This is a genomic window from Chryseobacterium daecheongense (assembly GCA_027920525.1).
Taxonomy (GTDB): Bacteria; Bacteroidota; Bacteroidia; order Flavobacteriales; family Weeksellaceae; genus Chryseobacterium; species Chryseobacterium proteolyticum.
This window is the reverse complement of the sequence record CP115858.1, coordinates 1572624-1592224: the sequence shown is the minus strand read 5'-3', so window position 1 is coordinate 1592224 and position 19601 is coordinate 1572624. Positions and strand designations below refer to the sequence as shown.

Genomic DNA, 19601 nt, shown 5'->3' with positions numbered 1-19601 from the left:
TCATTGTGAACTGAAGTTTTTTTGATTAATCACAAGAGGACAAGATCTTTCTGATCTTTGATTTTTGTGATTTGATATTTTATATGCGTTTACCTTAAAAAGTGCTGCTGGGATTTTCAATCCTTTTATTACATTTGTAAGAATCATATTTCAATCCATGACACCTGAGAAAAAACAACTGATCATAGACAGTTTCAACCGCTCCGAAACCTTAAAATTCTACAAAGCAGAGCTTCTTGAAGTAGAAACCGATTTCATATCCATTAAAATCCCAAAGATGGAAATGATGACCCGTAAGGCAGGAATGTTTAACGGGGCAATGATCGCTTCTTTGGTTGATGTTTCTTCGGGATATGCTGCGGTCAGCAATTATAAAGATGATTGTTACGTAGTAACCATAGAACTTAAGGTTAATTATTTAAGGCCTGCAATGGGAGATGCTTTGATTTCAAAATCATACGTAGTAAAAGGAGGTGGGAAGATCAGCGTGATCAGAACTGAAATTTATACAGTGGACGAAAACGGATCATCCGAAACCCATGTTGCTACATCACTGGTGACGATGATGAGACTTAAATAAGATTTAAAAAGAATAAGCCTGAACAGAAAACTGCAGGTAAGCATTATTTCCTACAGGGTTAAACATTCCCCAGATTCCAACCGGAAGCTGATAACCCGCAATGGAAAATGTTTTGGTAATGATCAGACTTATCTCATTAAAACCTGCTTCTTTAGCAAAAAAGTTTCCTTTTTCACCTGTGGGATTATGTAAGGCAAATGCATATCCGATCCTCCCTCGTACCGAGAGGTTTTCTTTTGTATAGAAAGGATATTCTGTTGAAACAAAAGAAGAATATTTATTGTGTGTATTGTCCCTATCCCGGTCCCGGCCAAAGACTACAGTATTCCAGCTTAAGACTAAGGGAAGTTTCTCACTTATTGTATAATATGACCTGAAATCCCAGAAGCGCCCTGTTTCACTTGCATTGTAATTAAAAAATTCTTTGTTGTTATAAGTGGCACCAGGTGAAAAATTATAAATATCCCAGAGTTCCACCATAAGGTGCTTATTTTTGTATCCAATATAATTGTCAAACTCTTTATAGGACCCATCTGCATTTCCTCCGGCCCAGAATCCTCCGTAAAAATTCTTACCATCTAAATGAACATCACCGGTATAGATGAAACCTGAGGAAACTTCCTGACCTCGCCACAAATGACTGTTTCTGAGCTGCAATGCAGAATGCAGTTTCTGGCCATAAACCCATGAATTTCCAATGATGATGGAAGTAATCATCAACTTTTTAATTTTAATCATAATGCTGAGTGTCTTTTTGATTACAACATTCCTGTCCGGTAAATGAATACCGGAAAAAAGGAATGTATAAAAGAAATGAATGGTTAGTTAATAATATCTTTCTCCCGGATCTTAGATCCGAAGAGTGCATAAGAAAGCATAAGCAATTCACAGATGACCGTTAATATCCAGGTCCATCTCCATGAGCCGAAAAGATCAGCCAGTCCTCCTTGAAGTAAAGTAAATACCGCACCGCCAAATACAGCAGAAATGAATACACCGGATGCTTTTGAGGTATATTTATTCAGACCCTTTATAGAAAGTGTATAAATACAGCTCCACATAGAAGAATGTAAAAGCCCGATGGCAACAAGGAACCAAAGGTTCTGGGTGATCATTGAAGTAATCGCCAGGATGGTAGCAAGAACTGTTGTCGTTGCAAGCTGTGTTCTCGCTGAGATCTTACTGAAAAAACTGGAAATAGATCTTCCAACAAGGAAGCCTCCCCAATATAAAGTAGATAATAAGGCATGAATTCCAAGGTCCATTCCGCCGATAATAATATCCGTTTTTCCGAAGAAAGTAATCGGCTTTCCCAATTCCATAAGCTCAAAAGCATTCAGGTTGATATTGGCTCCGATGGCAACTTCGGTTCCTACATAAAAAAAAATGGCAACCACACCCAAAGCAAAATGGCGGAATGACCAGATGCTTCTTTCCAGTTTTTCTCCTGCAACGGCTCTCGTATTTTCAATATCAGGAAGATGCAGTCTCTTGGTGATAGCCATCACCGTAATAATACAGATGATCAGTACAGAAAGAGGTAGTAGCAGCTGTTTTATTTCAATATTTTCAATGGAGATACCACTGAACATCACGATGGTCACAAAGAAAGGTGCTGAGGTTGTACCAATGGAATTGATGGCTGTTAAAATATTCAGTCGTTGTACGGGCTGTGTCCCCTTTAAAGGATAAGAGGCAGCATAAGGATTTACCACCACCTGAATAATTGCTGCAGAAGTTCCCATTAAATAAGATCCGGCTACAAAAATGATAAACCCAAAGGGAATAACGGCATCACCGATGCTGAAATCCACCGAAGGAAACTGATAACCCACCCACGAAGAACATAAATACATCATCAATCCGGAGATCATAAAAAACAAACCTCTTAGGATCGTATTTTTATATCCAAAAGCATTGACCCATTTGCTTCCTAAAGTGCCGTTTAACAAATATCCTAAAAAGAAAAAGAAAGAGATGAGCGTGGTGAAGGTGTTTTTCAGACCTCCCGCATGAGCCAGAAAAGTAAATTTTAAAGGAGCCTGCAACTGTTCATTAACAGTTGTCAGAAAACCAACAATAAAATAAATGAAAGTAATAATAGCAAATGGAAGGATACTGCTGTCAGACTTTATTTTCAAAGCTTTTATTTCGGAATTTGTTTGCATAATACTTTATTTTATAATAGTTTCTAAAACAGGTGCGATCCCCTGATTTTTAATATCATCAACAAACTGTAAGTACAGACCGGTAAATGCATTTACCTCTCTCAAATCGATGCTTTTAAAGGCAGAAAGATTTAAAAAATCAATGGGGTTATCACTTTGGATTAAAATTTCATCTTCCGAAGTCAGCCATGGCTCGCCAATTTCATATGTAAAACCTTTATTGTCTGTTTTGTATTTCAAATAATGCCTGTAAGAAGCTATAAGAAATGCCGGACGCATAAGATCTTTTCCATCACTGATTATTTTTGCGAGATTGGGCATAATATATACCGGAAATTTAGAAACACCGTCAAAGCATAATCTGCTCACCTGGTCACTTACGCTATGATTGGAAAACCTTTCTATCAGTGTACGTTTGTAAAGATCTAAATCAGTATCGGCAGGTGCCGGAACATATGGTGTAATATCTATATTCATAAAATCCCTGATTAGCTTTACAATACTTTGATCCTGCATGGCCTCATCTACCTTGCGGTAGCCTTTTAAGAAAGAAGGGTAGGATAATAGGGTGTGCGAAGCATTCAGGAGACTGAGTTTCATGTTTTCAAAAGCAGTGACGTCATTCGTGAATTCTACGCCGGCTTTTTCCCATTCGGGTCTTCCTGCTATAAATTGATCTTCTATCACCCATTGGATGAAATCTTCACAATAAACGGGGGCTTTATCATTCCAGCCGCTTTTTTCATTAAGCCTTTCAATATCTTTGGCTGTGGTAGCAGGTGTAATTCTGTCCACCATACTGTTCGGAAATGTAACGTGGGATTTGATCCAGTTTCCAAGATCTTTATCCTGAGCTTCTATAAAACTGGTGAATGCCCTTTTTGCGGTATTGCCATTATGCTGAAGATTATCACAAGAAAGGATTGTGATACTTCCGGCTCCATTTTTTTTACGCAATCGCAGACCTTCTGCTATAAATCCAAAAACCGTTTCAGGAGTACCCGGATTCAGTAAATCGTTTTGTATATGGCTGTCATTCAGATTAAACTCATTCGTTTCTTTATTGAGATTATATCCTCCTTCCGTAATGGTAAGACTGATGATCTTTATCGCCGGATCAGCGATTTTAGCAATTACTGCCTGGGGATCTTCTACTCCCCATATCAACTCTGTGAGTGAACCTATGGTGTAGATTTCATCTTTTCCATCCCTTCCACAAACCGTAAGGGTATAGTCCAGATTTTGGGATCTTAAATCACGTACTATTTTTTCATCAGAAGGAAGTAAGGCAATTCCGCAGATTCCCCATTGCTGTTGATTTTTGTCTCCCAGCAGAAGGTGGGTGTAATACTGCTGATGAGCCCTGTGGAAATTTCCAACACCAATATGTACAATGCCGGTTTTAATATTTTCACGGTGATAGGGATAAGAATTGGGAGTCATATATTATAGTTTTTAATTGAATGTTAATCGTTTGCTAAACTTATATTAATAAATCTATTGCCCGGTATTTTTTGTTATGAAATTGATAATGGGAACGTTCCCAGAATTTGGGAACGTTCCCATTTGCTTATTTTTTTGTTATTTTTGATAAAAAAGAGTCCCTGATGAAGCGTGTAACCATTAAAGATTTGTCGAAATTTTTGTCATTGTCTACCTCTACCATCTCAAGAGCACTGCTTAATGATAAAAATATCAATCCGGAAACTCAGAAGAGGGTATTGGAAGCAGCAACGAAATTGGGCTATAAACCCAATGCAACAGCTTTGAATTTAAAGTATGGAAAATCCAAAAATATTGGATTGGTGGTACCGGAAATGATCACACCGTTTTCTTCAAAAGTTCTGAAGGGGATTCAGAATATTTTGGATCCGTTAGGGTATCGTGTTATCATAACACAATCGGATGAAAATCCATTGATAGAAAGAGAGAATCTTAAGCTTTTAGAAGAATTCAATGTGGACGGGATCATTATTAATCTTTGTCATGAAAGTCTTAATGAAGAAGTTTACAAAAAGCTGATCAATAATGATATTCCTATGGTATTTTTTGACAGGATACCCGGGAAATCAATACAGGCTTCGCGGGTGATCGTAGATGATCAGATCAAAGCATCATTAGTAGTGGAGCATCTGATTAATACGGGACGAAAAAGGATCGCACACATTATGGGGCCTTTAACGATAAGGAACGTAACTGAAAGAGTGAACGGATACAAACGTATTATGGAGAAATATAGTCTTACTGATCCTGATCTGATTGTTTCTACAGAGGGAATGACTTTTGAAGACGGCAGAAAGGCAGTACAGGAACTATTAAACAGAAACATCAATTTCGACAGTATTTTTGCCTTTTCCGATACATTAGCTATTGGAGCAATGAATTATCTTCATGAGCAGAATATAAAAATTCCTGAAGAAATAGCGATTGCAAGTTTTTCAGGAACAGAACTCGCAACTATTGTGCATCCGCAGCTGACAACTGTACAGCAGCCATTAGAAAAAATGGGAGAAACCGCTGCCCGTCTCGTGCTGGAAAAAATACAAAATGCCTCATCACCTGATCAGACGGTTATTATGGAAACCGAATTGATTTACAGGGCATCCACCGTTATTTAAATCTACTCGCTTTGGTCAAGCACAAGAATAAGAGATAAAATAAAAACCACGGAAAGAGCACTAATGACCAACAGATTAACCTGCACTATCATTGATATGATTAATAGTAGGATAGAAGCAAGCATAATATATCTGAAATAATGGGTGTATTCTTTTTTCATATAAAATTATTAGCTGTTATAAAATTAAAAAAAAGACACGTAACTTTTACTTCAGCCGTCTTACTTGCCAAAAAAACAAATGCCTAAGGATACCTTAGGCAATTTGTCCATTTAAAAAAATTGATTAATCATAATTCTCTTCAATCCATCTAAGGCATTCCTGGTAATAGCGGTTTTGCTCATCAGATTGTAGATAAGGTGCATTAATAAATGCGTTGTCTGCAATTTTTTGCATAATTTTTTCAAGGCTCCGTCCATTAAAGTCCACTCTTGTTTTTTGAATATTGGAATACTTCAGGTGATCCTTGTGAATGTGCCAGGATGAATCTTTTCCTGCATCAACTCTGGTGAGATTGGTTGTGTGTGTTGCGTCCATGATCATAATTTTTAAGGGGTTTGCAGACTTAAAATTCAGGAATAAAAAGATCATAACGCAAAGGGAAAATACCCATTTTTGAAAAATCAGTGTTTTCCCTTATTGTATTGAAAATATAAACTTTAGCAATTCATGATGGATAAAGACTTTTATTAATCATTCAAACCGAGATCCGATGGAATGAGTTTTGATACTTGTATACAAACTATTAAAAATATTAACATATGAACTTAATTATCCGTTTACTGATTACTGCGCTTGTTGCGTTTCTTTTAACGAAAATTTTACCGGGAGTACATTTTGAAGGCTTTTCATCTGCGATTATTTTCGCGATTGTTTTGGGACTTTTAAATTTAATTGTAAAACCTGTTTTAAGTCTTTTGGGACTTCCTTTAACGATCATCACCCTAGGATTATTTGCCTTAGTCATTAATGCATTGATCATCCTTTTGGCAGATTATTTCATAGACAGTATGGTTGTAGATGGATTCTGGTGGGCATTCATTTTCAGTATCGCCTTATCATTAATCACTTCATTGGTCAACTCTATGTTCTCAGATGGGGACTAAGCTCACAGAAGTATAGCATAACAATATAAATCCGTCAGTTGAGCTGGCGGATTTTTTATTGGGTCCATCAAAAAGGATATAAATAACATAAATAGCAACTGTACAAGCGTCTTATCATCAAATGTATCACAGGTAAATCAATTCATCACTTTAACAAAAAACAAGATAATTGTTAATTCCTTCGCATATTTTTATTTTAAATACTAAATTTGGCAATCTTTGAATTAAAAAGCAATTTATGAAACTTAAGTACAGCCTGCTGGCTTTAGCAGCCCCACTTTTAATGAATGCACAACAGTTAATGACGCCTGAAATTCTTTGGACTTTGAAAAAAGTGGGAGTACAGGCAGTTTCACCTGATCAGTCTTCACTTATTTATAAAGTAGGACAAGTAGATCTGAAAACAGAGAAAACGAAAAACGAAAACTATTTCCTTAATGTTATCAATAATCAGTCTTCAAAATTAGACTTGGGTAAAAAAGCTCTTATTCAGTGGGATAAGAATGGAATTTACGCACAGGAAGGAGATAAGATATTCCTTTCTAAAGATAACGGGAAAACCTGGACCGAGTTTTATACCATCGGTGAGGTTGATAATATTGTAATTTCCCCTGATGGAAAGAAAATCGCTTTCAGCAAGCAGGTTTTAGTGGAGAAGGTAATGGGGAAAGATAAATACAGCGATACTCCTAAAACAACAGCACAGGTGTATACTGACTTGAACCACAGACACTGGGATTATTTCAATGAAGGAAAATACAATCATGTTTTTGTAGTAAATACTTCAGATAAAGTGGAATCATCAAAAGACTTACTGGAAGGAAAGACATGGGATTCTCCGCAGAGGCCGTTCGGTGGAGCTGAGGATTTCATCTGGAGTCCTGATTCTTCTCAGCTTTTGTATGTTACCAAGCCTAAAAGCGGGAAAGAGTATGCTACAAGTACAAATACTGATATTTTCGCTTATGATCTGGCTTCCGGGGCTACAAAAAACCTTACAGAATCAAATAAAGGCTACGATGTCAATCCAAAATTCAGTCCGGATGGAAAATCACTGGTATGGCAGAGCATGGAAAGAGATGGCTATGAAGCGGATAAAAATGATGTGAAAATCATGGACTGGAAGTCCGGAAAAACAGAGAACCTAACAAAAGGCTGGGACGAAAGTGTTTCCGGTGACGTTTTCTGGAGTGGTGATTCCAAAACCATCTATTTTACGGCAGCATTCAGGGGAACAAAACAATTGTTTTCCTTAGATCCTAAAAATGCAAAGGTTCAACAGATCACAAAAGGAGATTTTGATGTTAATGAAATCTTTGCTGATAATAAAAACACCTTATTGGTAGGCAGAACCGATGTCAACCATGCTACAGATTTATTTTCTGTAAACATTAAAAACGGTGAAATGAAACAGGTTACGGAAGCCAATAAAGATACTTATTCCAAACTGGCTCAAGGGAAATCTGAACTAAAAATGGTGAAAACATCGGATGGAAAAGAAATGGGAGTATGGTTCCATTATCCGCCGAATTTTGATCCGAATAAAAAATATCCTACTTTGGTATATTGCCAGGGTGGACCTCAATCTGCATTGACTCAGTTTTTCAGTGTACGATGGAATTTTGCTCTTATGACGGCTAACGGATACATTGTAGTTGCGCCGAACCGTAGAGGAATGCCGGGCTGGGGAACAAAGTGGAATGAAGAAATCTCTAAAGACTGGGGTGGACAACCTATGAGGGATTATCTTGCCGCTACAGATTATGCTAAGACATTACCTTATGTGGACGGACAAAGAGTAGCTGCAGTAGGAGCAAGTTATGGAGGATACAGTGTATTTATGCTTGCGGGGATTCACGATAACAGATTCAAGACCTTTATTGCTCACGACGGGCTATTTGATATGAAATCATGGTATCTGACCACTGAAGAGCTTTGGTTTGCCAACTGGGACTTAGGGTCTCCATGGGAGAAGCCGCTTCCTAAAGCTTATACAGAATTTAATCCTAGCAATTTTGTTGAAAAATGGAATAAGCCGATCATGATTTTCCAGGGAGGAATAGATTACCGTGTGCCTTATGAGCAGGGACAGGAAGCTTTCCAGGCAGCAAAATTAAGAGGCCTTAAAACAAAATTAGTGTATTTCCCGAACGAAAACCACTGGGTGCTTCACCCGCAAAATGGTTTGGTATGGCAAAGAGAATTCTTTGACTGGTTAAAAGAAACTTTATAACAAACAATAGAAACGAAAACGGGCTTTTGGCCCGTTTTTTTTATATTTGAATTATGCAAAACCGTATTTCTTCATTTCCTCCTATTATTGATGTCCATTCCAGAATTTTAATTTTAGGTTCCATTCCCGGGGTCAAATCATTGGAAAAACAACAATATTATGCACATCCGCAAAATAAATTCTGGAAGATTATTTTTGAACTGCTTCATGAAAAATTTACGGAAGATTATGCAGTAAGGATTGAAACATTGAAGAAACATCACATCGCACTTTGGGATGTGATTGATTCCTGTGAGCGAAAAGGAAGTCTTGATTCGGAGATCAGAAATGAAGAAGCCAATCAGATTGAAGAGCTTTTAGAACAATATCCGAATATCACTGCCATATTTTGTAATGGAGGAAAATCTTATAAAAATCTACAGAAAGTTTTAGGAAAAAATTATCGGCTTCCTGTGATTCTGCTGCCTTCGACAAGCCCGCTGCATACCATTTCGTTGGAAAAGAAATTAGAAGGATGGTCAAAGATCATGGGATTTCTAAAATAACCTCCTTCCTTATTTCCTTTATGCTCCAGCAACATCATCATAAGATGTGCACTTTAATCTACTTTTAAATAACTGCGTAAACCCCTGAGAAGCTCCAGCTGGTTCTTCGTACGGTCGAGATTATGCTCCGGATAGGTTGTAGAATAATAAGTGCTTCCATTCAAATAATCTGTAAGAAAACGAAGCCCCTGAATGTAGATAGCCACCTGTGCGGAATAATCAAGATTTTCAAACTCGTCAGGAGTCAATAGATCCTTAAGATGAAATAGAAAGCCCTCTTTTACCGATTCGAAAATTTCTGAATTGAAATTATTTTGAGCTGTTCCATCATCTTCATTAGTGGTATTGGTGTATGATTGGATCATGGTTCCAAAATCATAGAGAATAGTGGAAGTCATGATTGTGTCCAGGTCAATTATAGCCATCGGGTCATGGTTCTGATCAAAAAGAATATTACTGATTTTCGCATCTGCATGAACAATTCTTTTGGGGAGTTGGCCATTATTTTGCATTTTGATCCATTGATCAGGTAACCACAACAATTGGTTCATCATTTCTATTTCAGCTTTTGCATTTTCTTTTAAAGAAGATGATCCGCTTTCTAATGAAATTTTATAGTCGGTAAGTCTCTTTTCAAAATTGAGAAAATCGGGTAATGGATCTTCAATGATGGGAAGACTTTGCGTATTAATGATGCTAAGAAAATAACCCACAGCTCTTGCTGCCTTGGAAGCTGTTTCTGCTGAAGGAACAGTAAGAAAGGTAATGCTGTTATCAATGAAGCTGGTCATTCGCCATGAATCTCCATTTCCATCCCTGATTAAAAACTCCTCTGAAGACGAAGCAATCGGTTGTGTCATTTTGAAATGATATTGACCCTCTTTAAGAATCTTATTTATTTTCAAATGATTGTTGATAACCTGCTCCGGCCTTTTAAAGACTTGTGTATTAATCTTCTGTAAAATATACTTTTCCCGGTTTTGATTATTTTCTACACAATAGGTAGTATTGATCAAACCGTTATTGATCTGAGTAACTGTACAGTTGTCAGTGCCTATAAATTTTGAGATAATATTCTTCAGCTCCATAGATCTTCAGGGTATCGCTGGTTTTGGATTTCTTTTTCAAGGTAACTTTTTAGAATAATTTTATCATCGGGATAGGTCATTCCCAACCAATGAGATGGCGAGGTTCTGACTGCAATTTTGATTGTATTCTCCTCGTTCATTTTCTGCAGAGCAGTAGGAATATAAAATTCTTCTTTGGGTTGTGGATTGGATGTAATAAAATCCTTAAAATAGATTTCTAATGAATCGAATATAATGGGATGGAAAATAAAATAATTCATAGAAACCAAAGTATCTGGTGCTACTTCTATGTCTTTCCCGTTTTCATCGGTATAGACAATAGTATTATTTTCTTTTCGAATGGAAGTCTGCTCTTCTACTTTTAGCAAAAAATGATCATCATCCACCGTGCAAATACCTCTGGCTACCGTACCATTGTTACTTAACGTGGTAGAAAGCGGATAGGCAATGAGTTCAAATTGGGAATCTGAAACATTTTGATTGTCGATTTCACTCGATGCTAACTGATAAACTTCTTTACCGTAAAAATCGTCTGCGTTGATCATTACAAAAGGTTCACTAATATATTCTTTTGCACAAAGTACGGCATGGCCTGTTCCCCAAGGTTTTTCCCGGGACGAATAATCATACCCTGAAGGAATGTATTTATCCATATCCTGATAGACCCATTGCAACTCAAAGTTGTTGGTTTTGGAAATGTTTTCCAGTCTTTCTATATAGCTTTCAGGGATGAAACGATTAATAATAATCACAATTTTATTGAAGCCGACCATTAGAGCATCATAAATAGAATATTCCAGAATAGGAGAGCCATTGCCCAATATTCCATCTACTTGTTTAAGGCCTTTATAGCGGGTGCCTAAGCCTCCGGCTACTATGAGAAGTGTTTTTTTAGAATTCATCTGTCATTCCGAATATAGGTTTACGATTTTTCCATTGTCCTTTTGTGAAATCAGGGATCTCAACAACCTGTCCTCCTTTAGCAATTGATTTTTCGCTGAGCGGTGTGATTGCATACCAGGTGGCAAGATCATATACATCCATAGGGAATTCTATATTACGTTTTATACATTCAATAAAGGTGTTCATAACGAAAAAGTCCATTCCACCATGTCCTGCGCCTGTTGCTTTGCTTTCAAATTTCTTCCACATCGGATGATCGTAATCTTTGATCCATTTCTCGGTATTATCCCATTTATGGGTGTGATTCATTATCTTTTCAAAATAAATATGTCCCTGATCTGCGCCTCCTGATCCGAAGTCCTGCCAGATTCCGTCAGTTCCCTGCACTCTGAATCCAAGATCATAAGGTCTCTGTAAGCTGGTATCGTGTGTCAGAAGAATAGTTTCTCCGTTAGCACAAGCTATTTGTGTCGTAACGATGTCACCCTGGTTAAACTTCACTTTGGCATTAGGATGGTTGGGACCTCCTTTCGGATGTTCCGCTATATACTGATGCAAGCCGAGGGATTTTGAAGAAAATGAAGATAAGCGTGTTAATCGGTTTCCACGATTAATATCCATCATAACGGAAACCGGACCAAGGCCGTGCGTAGGATAAAGTTCTCCATTTCTTTTTACATAATGTTCCGTTCTCCATTTTGCTTCGCTAAAACCCTTTTCCCCGAATTCGGCTCCGGAATTGTAAGGCGTAACACCGTCATTAAATAAAACCCCGCGAAGATCATGCTGATAACCTCCTCTTCCGTGGACCAATTCTCCAAACATTCCTTTACGGACCATATTCAGGATAGCCATGATATCTCTACGGTAACATACGTTCTCCATCATAAAAATGGGAACTTTTGTCTCCTCATAAGTTTTTACGAATTCCCAGCAGTCATCCAGTTTAATGGCACCGGATACTTCCATTCCAACAATTTTCTTAGCCTTCATCGCTTCAACTCCCTGTGTAAGGTGCCATTCCCACGGAGTGGCGATAACAACCGCATCGATGTTGCCAAGTTTCAGGAGATTTCTGTAATCATATTCTCCATTTGAAAATTCACGGGCTTCCGGTTTACCATTGCTTTTTAAGATTTTCTGGCTGGCAGATAACATAATTGGACTAGGGTCTGCAAAAGCAACGATCTCAACATCGTCCCTTTTAGCCAATAGCTTTACATGTTCCTGTCCCCGTAATCCGACTCCTATAAAACCAACCCTTACTTTTTTATCAGATACAAAACCTTTTGAATAGGCAAATAAAGAATGAGGTAAAACAAGTGCTCCGAATGAAGCTAATGCAGTTGTTTTGATGAAGTCTCTACGTGAATTATCCATAAATGATATTTTTGATTAAATATGTTATTTAAATTTAAAGATATTAAAATATCAATAACCAGTGAATCATTTTACTCTTAAAATTGATTTTATTTTTATTTATTGTCCGTAATATGCACTTATTAGCCTCTCTCTCATTTTGTTGAGGTAGTTGATGTTTTTGGTATTGGACAGAATAATTACCGTCAGGTTTTTTTCAGGTAAATGTACCCAGTTCGCACTATGTCCGTAACCTTCACCCTGACGTTCTACAAATAGGGTAGTCATATTTCCGAATTTTTTAGGATAAACCCAAAAGCTAAAAGCAGTATCCCCAAGCTCCTTATAAGGAGTAAGCATGGTGTCTACAGTTGATTTTTTTAATAAAACATGATTGAAAACGGCCTGGTCAAAGGTTAAAAGATCTTTGGGAGTGGAGTACATGCCCCCGGCCGTATAAAAATTGTCGATATAGGTGTTGGTTGGGGTATGAAGAGCAAACGGGTTCGAATCTGTTTCCGAATATCCGTCATCTATATTCTGGATAATATCATTGTGGTGCAAAAGACCTGTATTATTCATTTTAAGAGGAACCAGGATCTGCTCTTTCAGAACTTCTTCAAAAGATTTACCATATATATTTTCAATAATTTTTCCAAGCAGGATATAATCACCATTGTTATAGCTGAATTTTGTTCCGGGTTTATCGATCAGTTTTTCAGAGAGAAAGGTTTTGATAAAATCATCCAGGTTCCAAATTGTATTGTCATATGCCTCGTGAATGAGTTCCGGGGAACTGATGTCCTTATTAAATCTACCACTGCTATAAGTTAGAAGGTTTCTTACGCTTGCTTTTTTTGCGGCTTCCCCTTTGTAATCCGGAAGATAAGTTGCAATGGGAGCGTCCAGGTTGATTTTACCTCTTTCATATAGCTGCATGATCAGGACGGCAGTAAATGACTTGGTGAGAGAAAATATATGAAATCTGGTTTCGTCCGAAAAGCTGATGTTATAATGTCTGTTGGATAATCCTTTATACGAAAGTAATTCGGTCCTGCCATTTTGGGCAATCAGAACTGCTCCGTTGAAATTATCATTCTTCACACTGGAATCAATTACTTTTTCCACATTTGAAATTTGAGAATAGGCCACATTTATTGCTAATAAAAGAAATGTGGTAAAGGTTTTTTTCATAGTAAACAGTTTTAATAAAGAACAATTTTTGAAACTCAATATTTTTAATCCATGAGGAAAAGTATTTTCGGTGAGTTTACCTATATACAGTTTATTGGCCGATCCAGGCTTTTCTCAATGCGATTTGCTTCGGATCAGGATGAGCTAAGGCGGTAACCTTTCCCGTAGTGTCATCATAGGCAAAACCGGCTTTGGCAAGGTATTCTTTTAAGGGAAGTGGTTTTGTTCCTTCTACACAATCCCTGAAAAAATCCCGGATTTCCGGAAAAGTCATTTTTGTAATTTCATCAAATAAATCATTGTCATTGAAATAGCGATCCTCTCCATATTTTTGCATAAGGCGTTGCATCAAATCCTGGGTTCCCGTTTTTCCGCCCGAAAGCTCACGCAATTTGATGTCCAGGCATAACCCGATTAATGGGCCTTTCTGATAAACGTTCATGTACTGGTCCTGTTTTTCCATAGCGTTTTTACTCAGATCGGTGAAGGATAAATGAGGATCAAACTCCTTCATACCGGCTATCTTTTCTTCCAGCTTTTTTTCGAATTCAGGAATACCGATCATCTTTTGCTTTATGGGCATGTGTATCGTTGCGTATTCCGTCATACCTTCATACAGCCAGAGATGTTTCGACATCGAAGGATTTAAGAAATCATAATGCTGGATTTCCCCTGAATGAATATGAAGCGGAGTGATAATGTGGAAAAACTCATGGGAGGCAACCCTGTCCAATGCGTCCGGCAGATAGCCTATATTCCCGGAAAGATAAAGACATACGGTCGACCTGGAGTGTTCGAGGCCATCTCCCATAAACCCTTTTTTATCTGAAGATTCGTAATAAATCAGAAAAGCATACTTTTCGACAGGCAATTTTCCACCCAGGTAGGCCTGTTGATTTTCTAAAATCGTCTTTATATGATCTGCTATTTTTTTGGAATAATGCCGTTCCTTTTTATTGTAAAATGATACAAGCACCTCAGTGGTACCTATTTTTAACCAGGTCGTATCAGGAACGCAATATAGTACAGGAGAATCTACCAGGTTTCTGTAATCTTTTGCCCGGACGATGTCCGTACTGTCATTTTTTCTTTTGTAATCCAATGCAGAAGAAGCATAAAAATCTTTATTTTTCTTAATGCTGATTTCATATGGTTTATCCTTTATTTCCTCAAAGTAACCTACCAATGAATTATAATTGATCACAAAAACACTGTCTTTTTTAAAAGTACTTCCTGCTGACTTTGCTCCTTCTGTATGCTCCTTTAGGGAATCCCAGCCATCAGCAACACGATAGGATATCTTTTTTACATGCCTGAGATCGTGGATTAACCAGCTGTTGGTATCTAAGCGTTCCGTAACCACTTTTTTCCCTTTTTTATCGATTGCTGTAACATCGGAAACATATTGCCCGAAATTCAGGGGCTGATAAAATCCGGGAACGAGTTTGGGTATAATAAACTTACCTTTTTCCAGCTTATTTTTAGGTGGAGTAAAAGAAACCGTCACCTGGTCATTATCCGTATGAATAAGATCGATATTGTATTGATAGTTTTTCTTTGACGATTGGGCAGTTGCCAAATTGGGAAGAAGAATCAGTGCAAAAAATATTTTTAAAAGATTTTTCATTTTACTTCGGCGTTAAAGCTTAATAAAAATATGAAGTTAATTTTGTTTATAGCCGATTGTGGACATTATTATTTTTCGATCGCATATACTTCTTCATAGGGCTGGATAAGAACCCATCCGTTTCCTGAAAACTTCATCTGAAATTCTTCACCACTTCCTCTACCCATCAGGCTTTTAAAAGAAACATTCGTTTTAAGTTCAGGAGTTAAATTCCCGGACCATGCAACTGTGGCATTAGGATCTGTGAAAACAGGGTTTTCAGGAGTTACCATAAGCGTTAAAGGTTCTCCGTGGGTTGTAATAGCCACATGTCCCGTTCCGGAAAGTTTTACCTGAAATAATCCACCCGACAGCATTCCTGCAATACTTTTAAGCATGGTAATATCACTTTTTATACTTTGTTCATGGGCCAGGACATCGTTGCCATTCACACACAATGCTTCATTATTCAGGTAAAGGATACGTACTTTTTTTCCTGAATCAGCTACATACAGTTTTCCTGTGCCTTCTGCCTTCATTAATCTCGTACCTTCACCACTGATTGCTTTTTTCAGAAGATTTCCGATACCTCCTGCAAGCATACCTTGCCTTTCAAAATTTATATTTCCGATGTAGCCCACCATACTTCCCCTTTTAGTCCAAACCGATTGATTGGTAAGGTTTATCTCTAAAAGCTGAGGTTTTTCAAGTTCAAAATAGTCCCGCTCTTCAGGATTTTCTTTGGTTTCTTTAATGAATGATTCTAACGAATATTTGCTCATAATTAATCAATTTTGTGCGACCAAATTACATCTTTTTCAGACCAAAATACATAGTAATTATTAACCATTTGACAGCTTTATCAAATAAAGCTTGACAAAGGGGTGTTCAATGTCGTATATTTGCACACCGAAAATTACACCAGTAATTTCAATAATTTTTAAACCGTAATTTAAAAAAATGAAAACATCCGATTTTAATTTTGACCTTCCTGATGAACTATTGGCAGAACACCCGTCCGAGCATAGAGATGATGCCAGACTTATGGTTCTTAACAGAAAAACCGAAACTATAGAACACAAGTTGTTTAAAGATGTAGTGGATTATTTCGATGAGAAGGACTTGTTTATTTTCAATAATACTAAAGTTTTCCCTGCGCGTCTTTATGGAAATAAAGAAAAGACAGGTGCTAAGATTGAGGTATTCCTTTTAAGAGAGCTTGATAAAGAAACACGTGTTTGGGACGTATTGGTAGATCCTGCAAGAAAAATCAGAATTGGAAACAAATTGTTCTTTACAGAAGATGAATCTTTGGTAGCTGAGGTTATCGATAATACCACTTCAAGAGGAAGAACTTTAAGATTCTTATTCGATGGTTCTTATGAAGAGTTCAGAACAAAATTAAAAGAATTAGGAGAAACTCCGCTGCCAAAATATATCAAAAGAGCTGTAGAGCCCGAAGATGCTGAAAGATACCAGACGATCTATGCAAAAGTAGAAGGAGCAGTAGCAGCACCGACTGCAGGATTACACTTCTCCAAACATCTGATGAAGAGATTGGAGATCAAAGGAATCGATTTTGCAGAAGTAACTCTTCACGTAGGTCTGGGAACATTTAACCCGATCGAGGTTGAAGATCTTTCCAAGCACAAAATGGAATCTGAAGAAATCATCATTGATGAGAAAAATGCTGCAATCATCAACAGGGCAGTAGAAGGACACAGAAGAGTATGTGCTGTAGGAACTACAACAATGAGAGCATTGGAAACTTCTGTTTCTTCCAACAAAAAAATCTCTGCGTTCAACGGGTGGACAAATAAATTCATCTATCCGCCTCATGAATTCGGAGTAGCCAACTCAATGATTACAAACTTCCACACTCCAAAATCTACATTAATTATGATGATTGCGGCATTTGCTGGAAGAGATTTTGTAATGCATGCATATGAAGAAGCCGTAAAAGAAAAGTATAAGTTCTATTCTTACGGGGACGCAATGCTTATTTTATAATAATTTTAAATGATAGATTATAAATTTTAGATTAAGCCCTAACTTCGTTTGGGGATTTTAATCTAAAATTTATAATTTAAATCTATACTCAACTCTATTTTGAAAGATATTCGAACTTTATCACTGGACCAGCTTAAAGACTACTTTTTGACTTTAGGAGAAAAACCATTTCGCGCGAAACAGGTTTATGACTGGTTGTGGAGTAAAAACCTCCATTCTATTGATGAGATGACCAATCTTTCAAAACAGCTTCGTGACAGAATTTCAGCAGAATATACCATCAATCCGGTATCTGTGGACCTGCTTCAGAAAAGTAAGGATGGAACCATTAAAAATGGGGTGAAACTTCACGATGGTCTTATGGTAGAATCTGTTCTGATTCCTACTGAAACAAGAACTACCGCTTGTGTTTCCTCACAGGTAGGATGTTCGTTAAACTGTGAATTCTGTGCTACTGCAAGACTAAAAAGAATGCGAAATCTTGAAGTCGCCGAGATCGTGGATCAGGTTGCACTTATTGACAGTCAAAGCAAAATGTATTTCGACCGCCCTCTTACCAATATCGTTTTTATGGGAATGGGAGAGCCAATGATGAATTACAAAAATGTGGTAGAAGCGATCCGGAAAATTACCCAGCCTGAAGGTCTGGGGATGTCTCCAAGGAGAATTACGGTTTCTACTTCCGGGATTCCAAAGATGATCAAGATGCTTGCCGATGATGACCTTAGGGTAAAACTGGCATTATCGCTTCACTCTGCAATAGAATCCAAGAGAAACGAAATCATGCCTTTTTCAGATAAGTTTCCTTTAACTGATATTATGGAGGCTCTTCAATACTGGTACAAAAAGACCGGCAACGTGATCACTTTTGAATATTGTGTGTGGAAAGGCATTAATGATGGTGATGAAGATATCAAAGCGCTGATCAAATATTGCAAGCAGGTTCCTTCCAAAGTTAATCTTATCCAGTACAATCCGATCGGTGATGGTAAATATGACCAGTGCAATAAACAGGCAGAAGAAAATTATGTTCGTCAGCTTGAAAATGCAGGTATCACAGTAATGATCAGAAAAAGCAGAGGTGGAGATATTGATGCCGCATGCGGACAATTGGCCAATAAGACGACCGATTAAAATTTCCTTAAAAAATTATCCAAAATGGGACTCTGATTTTCAGAATGTCCTACCTTTGTACAAAAATTAGTAACGATGAATTACTTTTTGGGCGAAGATGGACTAGAAAATGTCTATGCCTGGGCAATTCCCTTTCATGCCACCGTAATTTTAGCTGAAATGATTTATAGCCACGTTTCCGAGGCTAAACTATATAATAAAAAAGATGTAGCAACAAGCGTTTTTTTAGCTCTTCTGAATTTTGGTTTGGATCTGGTAATGAAGGTTTTTGCAATGGGAGTGATGTTTTTCTTTTACAATCACCGTCTTTTCTCTTGGGATTTCACCATCTGGTACTGGCTGATCTGCTTTGTTATCACGGATTTTGCATATTATGTGCTTCATTATGTAGACCATCATTCCAGGGCTTTCTGGGCAGTTCATATTACCCACCACAATTCCGAATACTTTAACCTGACAACGGGATTCAGGAGTCCTGTTTTACAACCGTTGTACCGGTACCTCTATTTTTCTCCGCTTGCCTTTTTAGGATTCAATCCATGGCATATTATGGTAGTGTACGCTATCGGACAGGTATATGGAACATGGGTTCATACGCAAACGGTAAAAAAGATGGGTTTCCTGGAACATATTCTGGTGACTCCATCCCATCACCGTGTACATCATGCATGCAACATCAAATATCTCGATAGAAATATGGGAATGTGCCTGATCATCTGGGATAAAATGTTCGGGACTTTTGAAAAAGAGGATCCTAATATTCCTGTGAAATACGGGATATACCCTAAAATGCCCGATGACAGACCTGATACGGTACTGTTCTATGAATGGCGAAAAATATGGAAAGATATCAAACAACCGGGATTGAAATTCTCAGACCGGATCAATTATATTTTCAATTCTCCCGGCTGGAGACATGACGGTACAGGAAAGACGGTAAGGCAATATCAGAAAGATTACTTTGCAAGGAAAATCCGCAAACAACATAAAAAGTCAGCATAAATTTTTTCAAACAACTTTTTTAATCAGTAAAACGGGCCCAAAAGCCCGTTTTATT

At 37.5% G+C, this 19601-nt stretch carries 18 protein-coding genes; 8 read left to right on the top strand and 10 right to left on the bottom strand.

Going from position 1 to position 19601, the window contains the following annotated elements; translation table 11 throughout:
• Positions 1-157: 157 nt before the first annotated feature.
• The gene (locus PFY10_06950) at positions 158-580 is read left to right on the top strand and encodes a PaaI family thioesterase (GenBank protein WBV58180.1); all 423 of its coding nucleotides are present in this window, start codon (positions 158-160) and stop codon (positions 578-580) included.
• 3 nt (positions 581-583) lie between these two features.
• Here the strand turns inward: PFY10_06950 and PFY10_06945 are convergent, their stop codons facing one another.
• From PFY10_06945 to PFY10_06935, 3 genes are all read right to left on the bottom strand, one after another.
• A complete protein-coding gene (locus PFY10_06945; protein ID WBV58179.1) occupies positions 584-1318 on the bottom strand; it encodes a hypothetical protein in 735 nt (244 codons plus the stop codon).
• A gap of 83 nt (positions 1319-1401) precedes the next feature.
• Positions 1402-2748, bottom strand: a complete 1347-nt coding sequence (locus PFY10_06940) for an MFS transporter (GenBank protein WBV58178.1) — start codon at positions 2746-2748, stop codon at positions 1402-1404.
• A 6-nt stretch (positions 2749-2754) separates the two neighbouring features.
• Positions 2755-4191 (bottom strand): mannitol dehydrogenase family protein, encoded by a 1437-nt coding sequence (locus tag PFY10_06935; GenBank protein ID WBV58177.1) that lies wholly within the window; start codon positions 4189-4191, stop codon positions 2755-2757.
• 164 nt (positions 4192-4355) lie between these two features.
• On the opposite strand from PFY10_06935, the gene PFY10_06930 reads away from it, so the two are divergent.
• Complete coding sequence (locus PFY10_06930) at positions 4356-5366, top strand: LacI family DNA-binding transcriptional regulator (GenBank protein ID WBV58176.1); 1011 nt, start codon at positions 4356-4358, stop codon at positions 5364-5366.
• A 285-nt stretch (positions 5367-5651) separates the two neighbouring features.
• Here PFY10_06930 and PFY10_06925 read toward each other — a convergent pair whose 3' ends face one another.
• Positions 5652-5903: a hypothetical protein gene (locus tag PFY10_06925; GenBank protein ID WBV58175.1), complete on the bottom strand. Its 252-nt coding sequence runs from the start codon at positions 5901-5903 to the stop codon at positions 5652-5654.
• A 224-nt stretch (positions 5904-6127) separates the two neighbouring features.
• On the opposite strand from PFY10_06925, the gene PFY10_06920 reads away from it, so the two are divergent.
• The 3 genes from PFY10_06920 to PFY10_06910 all read left to right on the top strand — a co-directional run bounded on the left by PFY10_06920 (position 6128) and on the right by PFY10_06910 (position 9250).
• The gene (locus PFY10_06920; protein ID WBV58174.1) at positions 6128-6472 is read left to right on the top strand and encodes a phage holin family protein; all 345 of its coding nucleotides are present in this window, start codon (positions 6128-6130) and stop codon (positions 6470-6472) included.
• Between the two features lie 238 nt (positions 6473-6710).
• Positions 6711-8705: a S9 family peptidase gene (locus PFY10_06915; GenBank protein ID WBV58173.1), complete on the top strand. Its 1995-nt coding sequence runs from the start codon at positions 6711-6713 to the stop codon at positions 8703-8705.
• Between the two features lie 53 nt (positions 8706-8758).
• Positions 8759-9250 carry a DNA-deoxyinosine glycosylase gene (locus tag PFY10_06910; GenBank protein WBV58172.1) on the top strand — a complete coding sequence of 164 codons (492 nt, stop codon included), beginning with the start codon at positions 8759-8761 and terminating at the stop codon, positions 9248-9250.
• Positions 9251-9303: 53 nt separating this feature from the next.
• Here PFY10_06910 and PFY10_06905 read toward each other — a convergent pair whose 3' ends face one another.
• From PFY10_06905 to PFY10_06880, 6 genes are all read right to left on the bottom strand, one after another.
• Complete coding sequence (locus tag PFY10_06905) at positions 9304-10338, bottom strand: aminoglycoside phosphotransferase family protein (GenBank protein WBV58171.1); 1035 nt, start codon at positions 10336-10338, stop codon at positions 9304-9306.
• Positions 10329-11240 carry a sugar phosphate nucleotidyltransferase gene (locus PFY10_06900; GenBank protein WBV58170.1) on the bottom strand — a complete coding sequence of 304 codons (912 nt, stop codon included), beginning with the start codon at positions 11238-11240 and terminating at the stop codon, positions 10329-10331. Before PFY10_06900 ends, PFY10_06905 begins: the two co-directional genes overlap by 10 nt.
• A complete protein-coding gene (locus PFY10_06895) occupies positions 11230-12621 on the bottom strand; it encodes a Gfo/Idh/MocA family oxidoreductase (protein ID WBV58169.1) in 1392 nt (463 codons plus the stop codon). Before PFY10_06895 ends, PFY10_06900 begins: the two co-directional genes overlap by 11 nt.
• A gap of 99 nt (positions 12622-12720) precedes the next feature.
• On the bottom strand, positions 12721-13794 hold the full coding sequence (locus PFY10_06890) for a serine hydrolase (GenBank protein WBV58168.1): 1074 nt from the start codon (positions 13792-13794) through the stop codon (positions 12721-12723).
• A 91-nt stretch (positions 13795-13885) separates the two neighbouring features.
• Complete coding sequence (locus tag PFY10_06885; GenBank protein ID WBV58167.1) at positions 13886-15421, bottom strand: hypothetical protein; 1536 nt, start codon at positions 15419-15421, stop codon at positions 13886-13888.
• A 68-nt stretch (positions 15422-15489) separates the two neighbouring features.
• Complete coding sequence (locus PFY10_06880; GenBank protein ID WBV58166.1) at positions 15490-16182, bottom strand: AIM24 family protein; 693 nt, start codon at positions 16180-16182, stop codon at positions 15490-15492.
• A 178-nt stretch (positions 16183-16360) separates the two neighbouring features.
• On the opposite strand from PFY10_06880, the gene queA reads away from it, so the two are divergent.
• From queA to PFY10_06865, 3 genes are all read left to right on the top strand, one after another.
• Positions 16361-17410, top strand: coding sequence for a tRNA preQ1(34) S-adenosylmethionine ribosyltransferase-isomerase QueA (gene queA, locus PFY10_06875; protein ID WBV58165.1), 1050 nt, complete (start codon positions 16361-16363; stop codon positions 17408-17410).
• Positions 17411-17509: 99 nt separating this feature from the next.
• Complete coding sequence (gene rlmN, locus PFY10_06870; protein WBV58164.1) at positions 17510-18544, top strand: 23S rRNA (adenine(2503)-C(2))-methyltransferase RlmN; 1035 nt, start codon at positions 17510-17512, stop codon at positions 18542-18544.
• Between the two features lie 75 nt (positions 18545-18619).
• On the top strand, positions 18620-19546 hold the full coding sequence (locus PFY10_06865) for a sterol desaturase family protein (GenBank protein ID WBV58163.1): 927 nt from the start codon (positions 18620-18622) through the stop codon (positions 19544-19546).
• The last annotated feature ends 55 nt before the right edge of the window (positions 19547-19601 follow it).

Excerpts from the sequence above, each read along its gene's own strand:
- PFY10_06905 (WBV58171.1), bottom strand. The coding sequence starts at position 10,338 with ATGGAGCTGAAGAATATTATCTCAAAATTTATAGGCACTGACAACTGT.
- PFY10_06910 (WBV58172.1), top strand. The coding sequence starts at position 8,759 with ATGCAAAACCGTATTTCTTCATTTCCTCCTATTATTGATGTCCATTCC.
- PFY10_06930 (WBV58176.1), top strand. The coding sequence starts at position 4,356 with ATGAAGCGTGTAACCATTAAAGATTTGTCGAAATTTTTGTCATTGTCT.
- PFY10_06945 (WBV58179.1), bottom strand. The coding sequence starts at position 1,318 with ATGATTAAAATTAAAAAGTTGATGATTACTTCCATCATCATTGGAAAT.
- PFY10_06920 (WBV58174.1), top strand. The coding sequence starts at position 6,128 with ATGAACTTAATTATCCGTTTACTGATTACTGCGCTTGTTGCGTTTCTT.
- PFY10_06925 (WBV58175.1), bottom strand. The coding sequence starts at position 5,903 with ATGGACGCAACACACACAACCAATCTCACCAGAGTTGATGCAGGAAAA.
- PFY10_06865 (WBV58163.1), top strand. The coding sequence starts at position 18,620 with ATGAATTACTTTTTGGGCGAAGATGGACTAGAAAATGTCTATGCCTGG.
- PFY10_06915 (WBV58173.1), top strand. The coding sequence starts at position 6,711 with ATGAAACTTAAGTACAGCCTGCTGGCTTTAGCAGCCCCACTTTTAATG.
- PFY10_06935 (WBV58177.1), bottom strand. The coding sequence starts at position 4,191 with ATGACTCCCAATTCTTATCCCTATCACCGTGAAAATATTAAAACCGGC.
- PFY10_06885 (WBV58167.1), bottom strand. The coding sequence starts at position 15,421 with ATGAAAAATCTTTTAAAAATATTTTTTGCACTGATTCTTCTTCCCAAT.
- PFY10_06895 (WBV58169.1), bottom strand. The coding sequence starts at position 12,621 with ATGGATAATTCACGTAGAGACTTCATCAAAACAACTGCATTAGCTTCA.
- PFY10_06890 (WBV58168.1), bottom strand. The coding sequence starts at position 13,794 with ATGAAAAAAACCTTTACCACATTTCTTTTATTAGCAATAAATGTGGCC.
- PFY10_06940 (WBV58178.1), bottom strand. The coding sequence starts at position 2,748 with ATGCAAACAAATTCCGAAATAAAAGCTTTGAAAATAAAGTCTGACAGC.
- queA (WBV58165.1), top strand. The coding sequence starts at position 16,361 with ATGAAAACATCCGATTTTAATTTTGACCTTCCTGATGAACTATTGGCA.
- PFY10_06900 (WBV58170.1), bottom strand. The coding sequence starts at position 11,240 with ATGAATTCTAAAAAAACACTTCTCATAGTAGCCGGAGGCTTAGGCACC.
- PFY10_06880 (WBV58166.1), bottom strand. The coding sequence starts at position 16,182 with ATGAGCAAATATTCGTTAGAATCATTCATTAAAGAAACCAAAGAAAAT.
- PFY10_06950 (WBV58180.1), top strand. The coding sequence starts at position 158 with ATGACACCTGAGAAAAAACAACTGATCATAGACAGTTTCAACCGCTCC.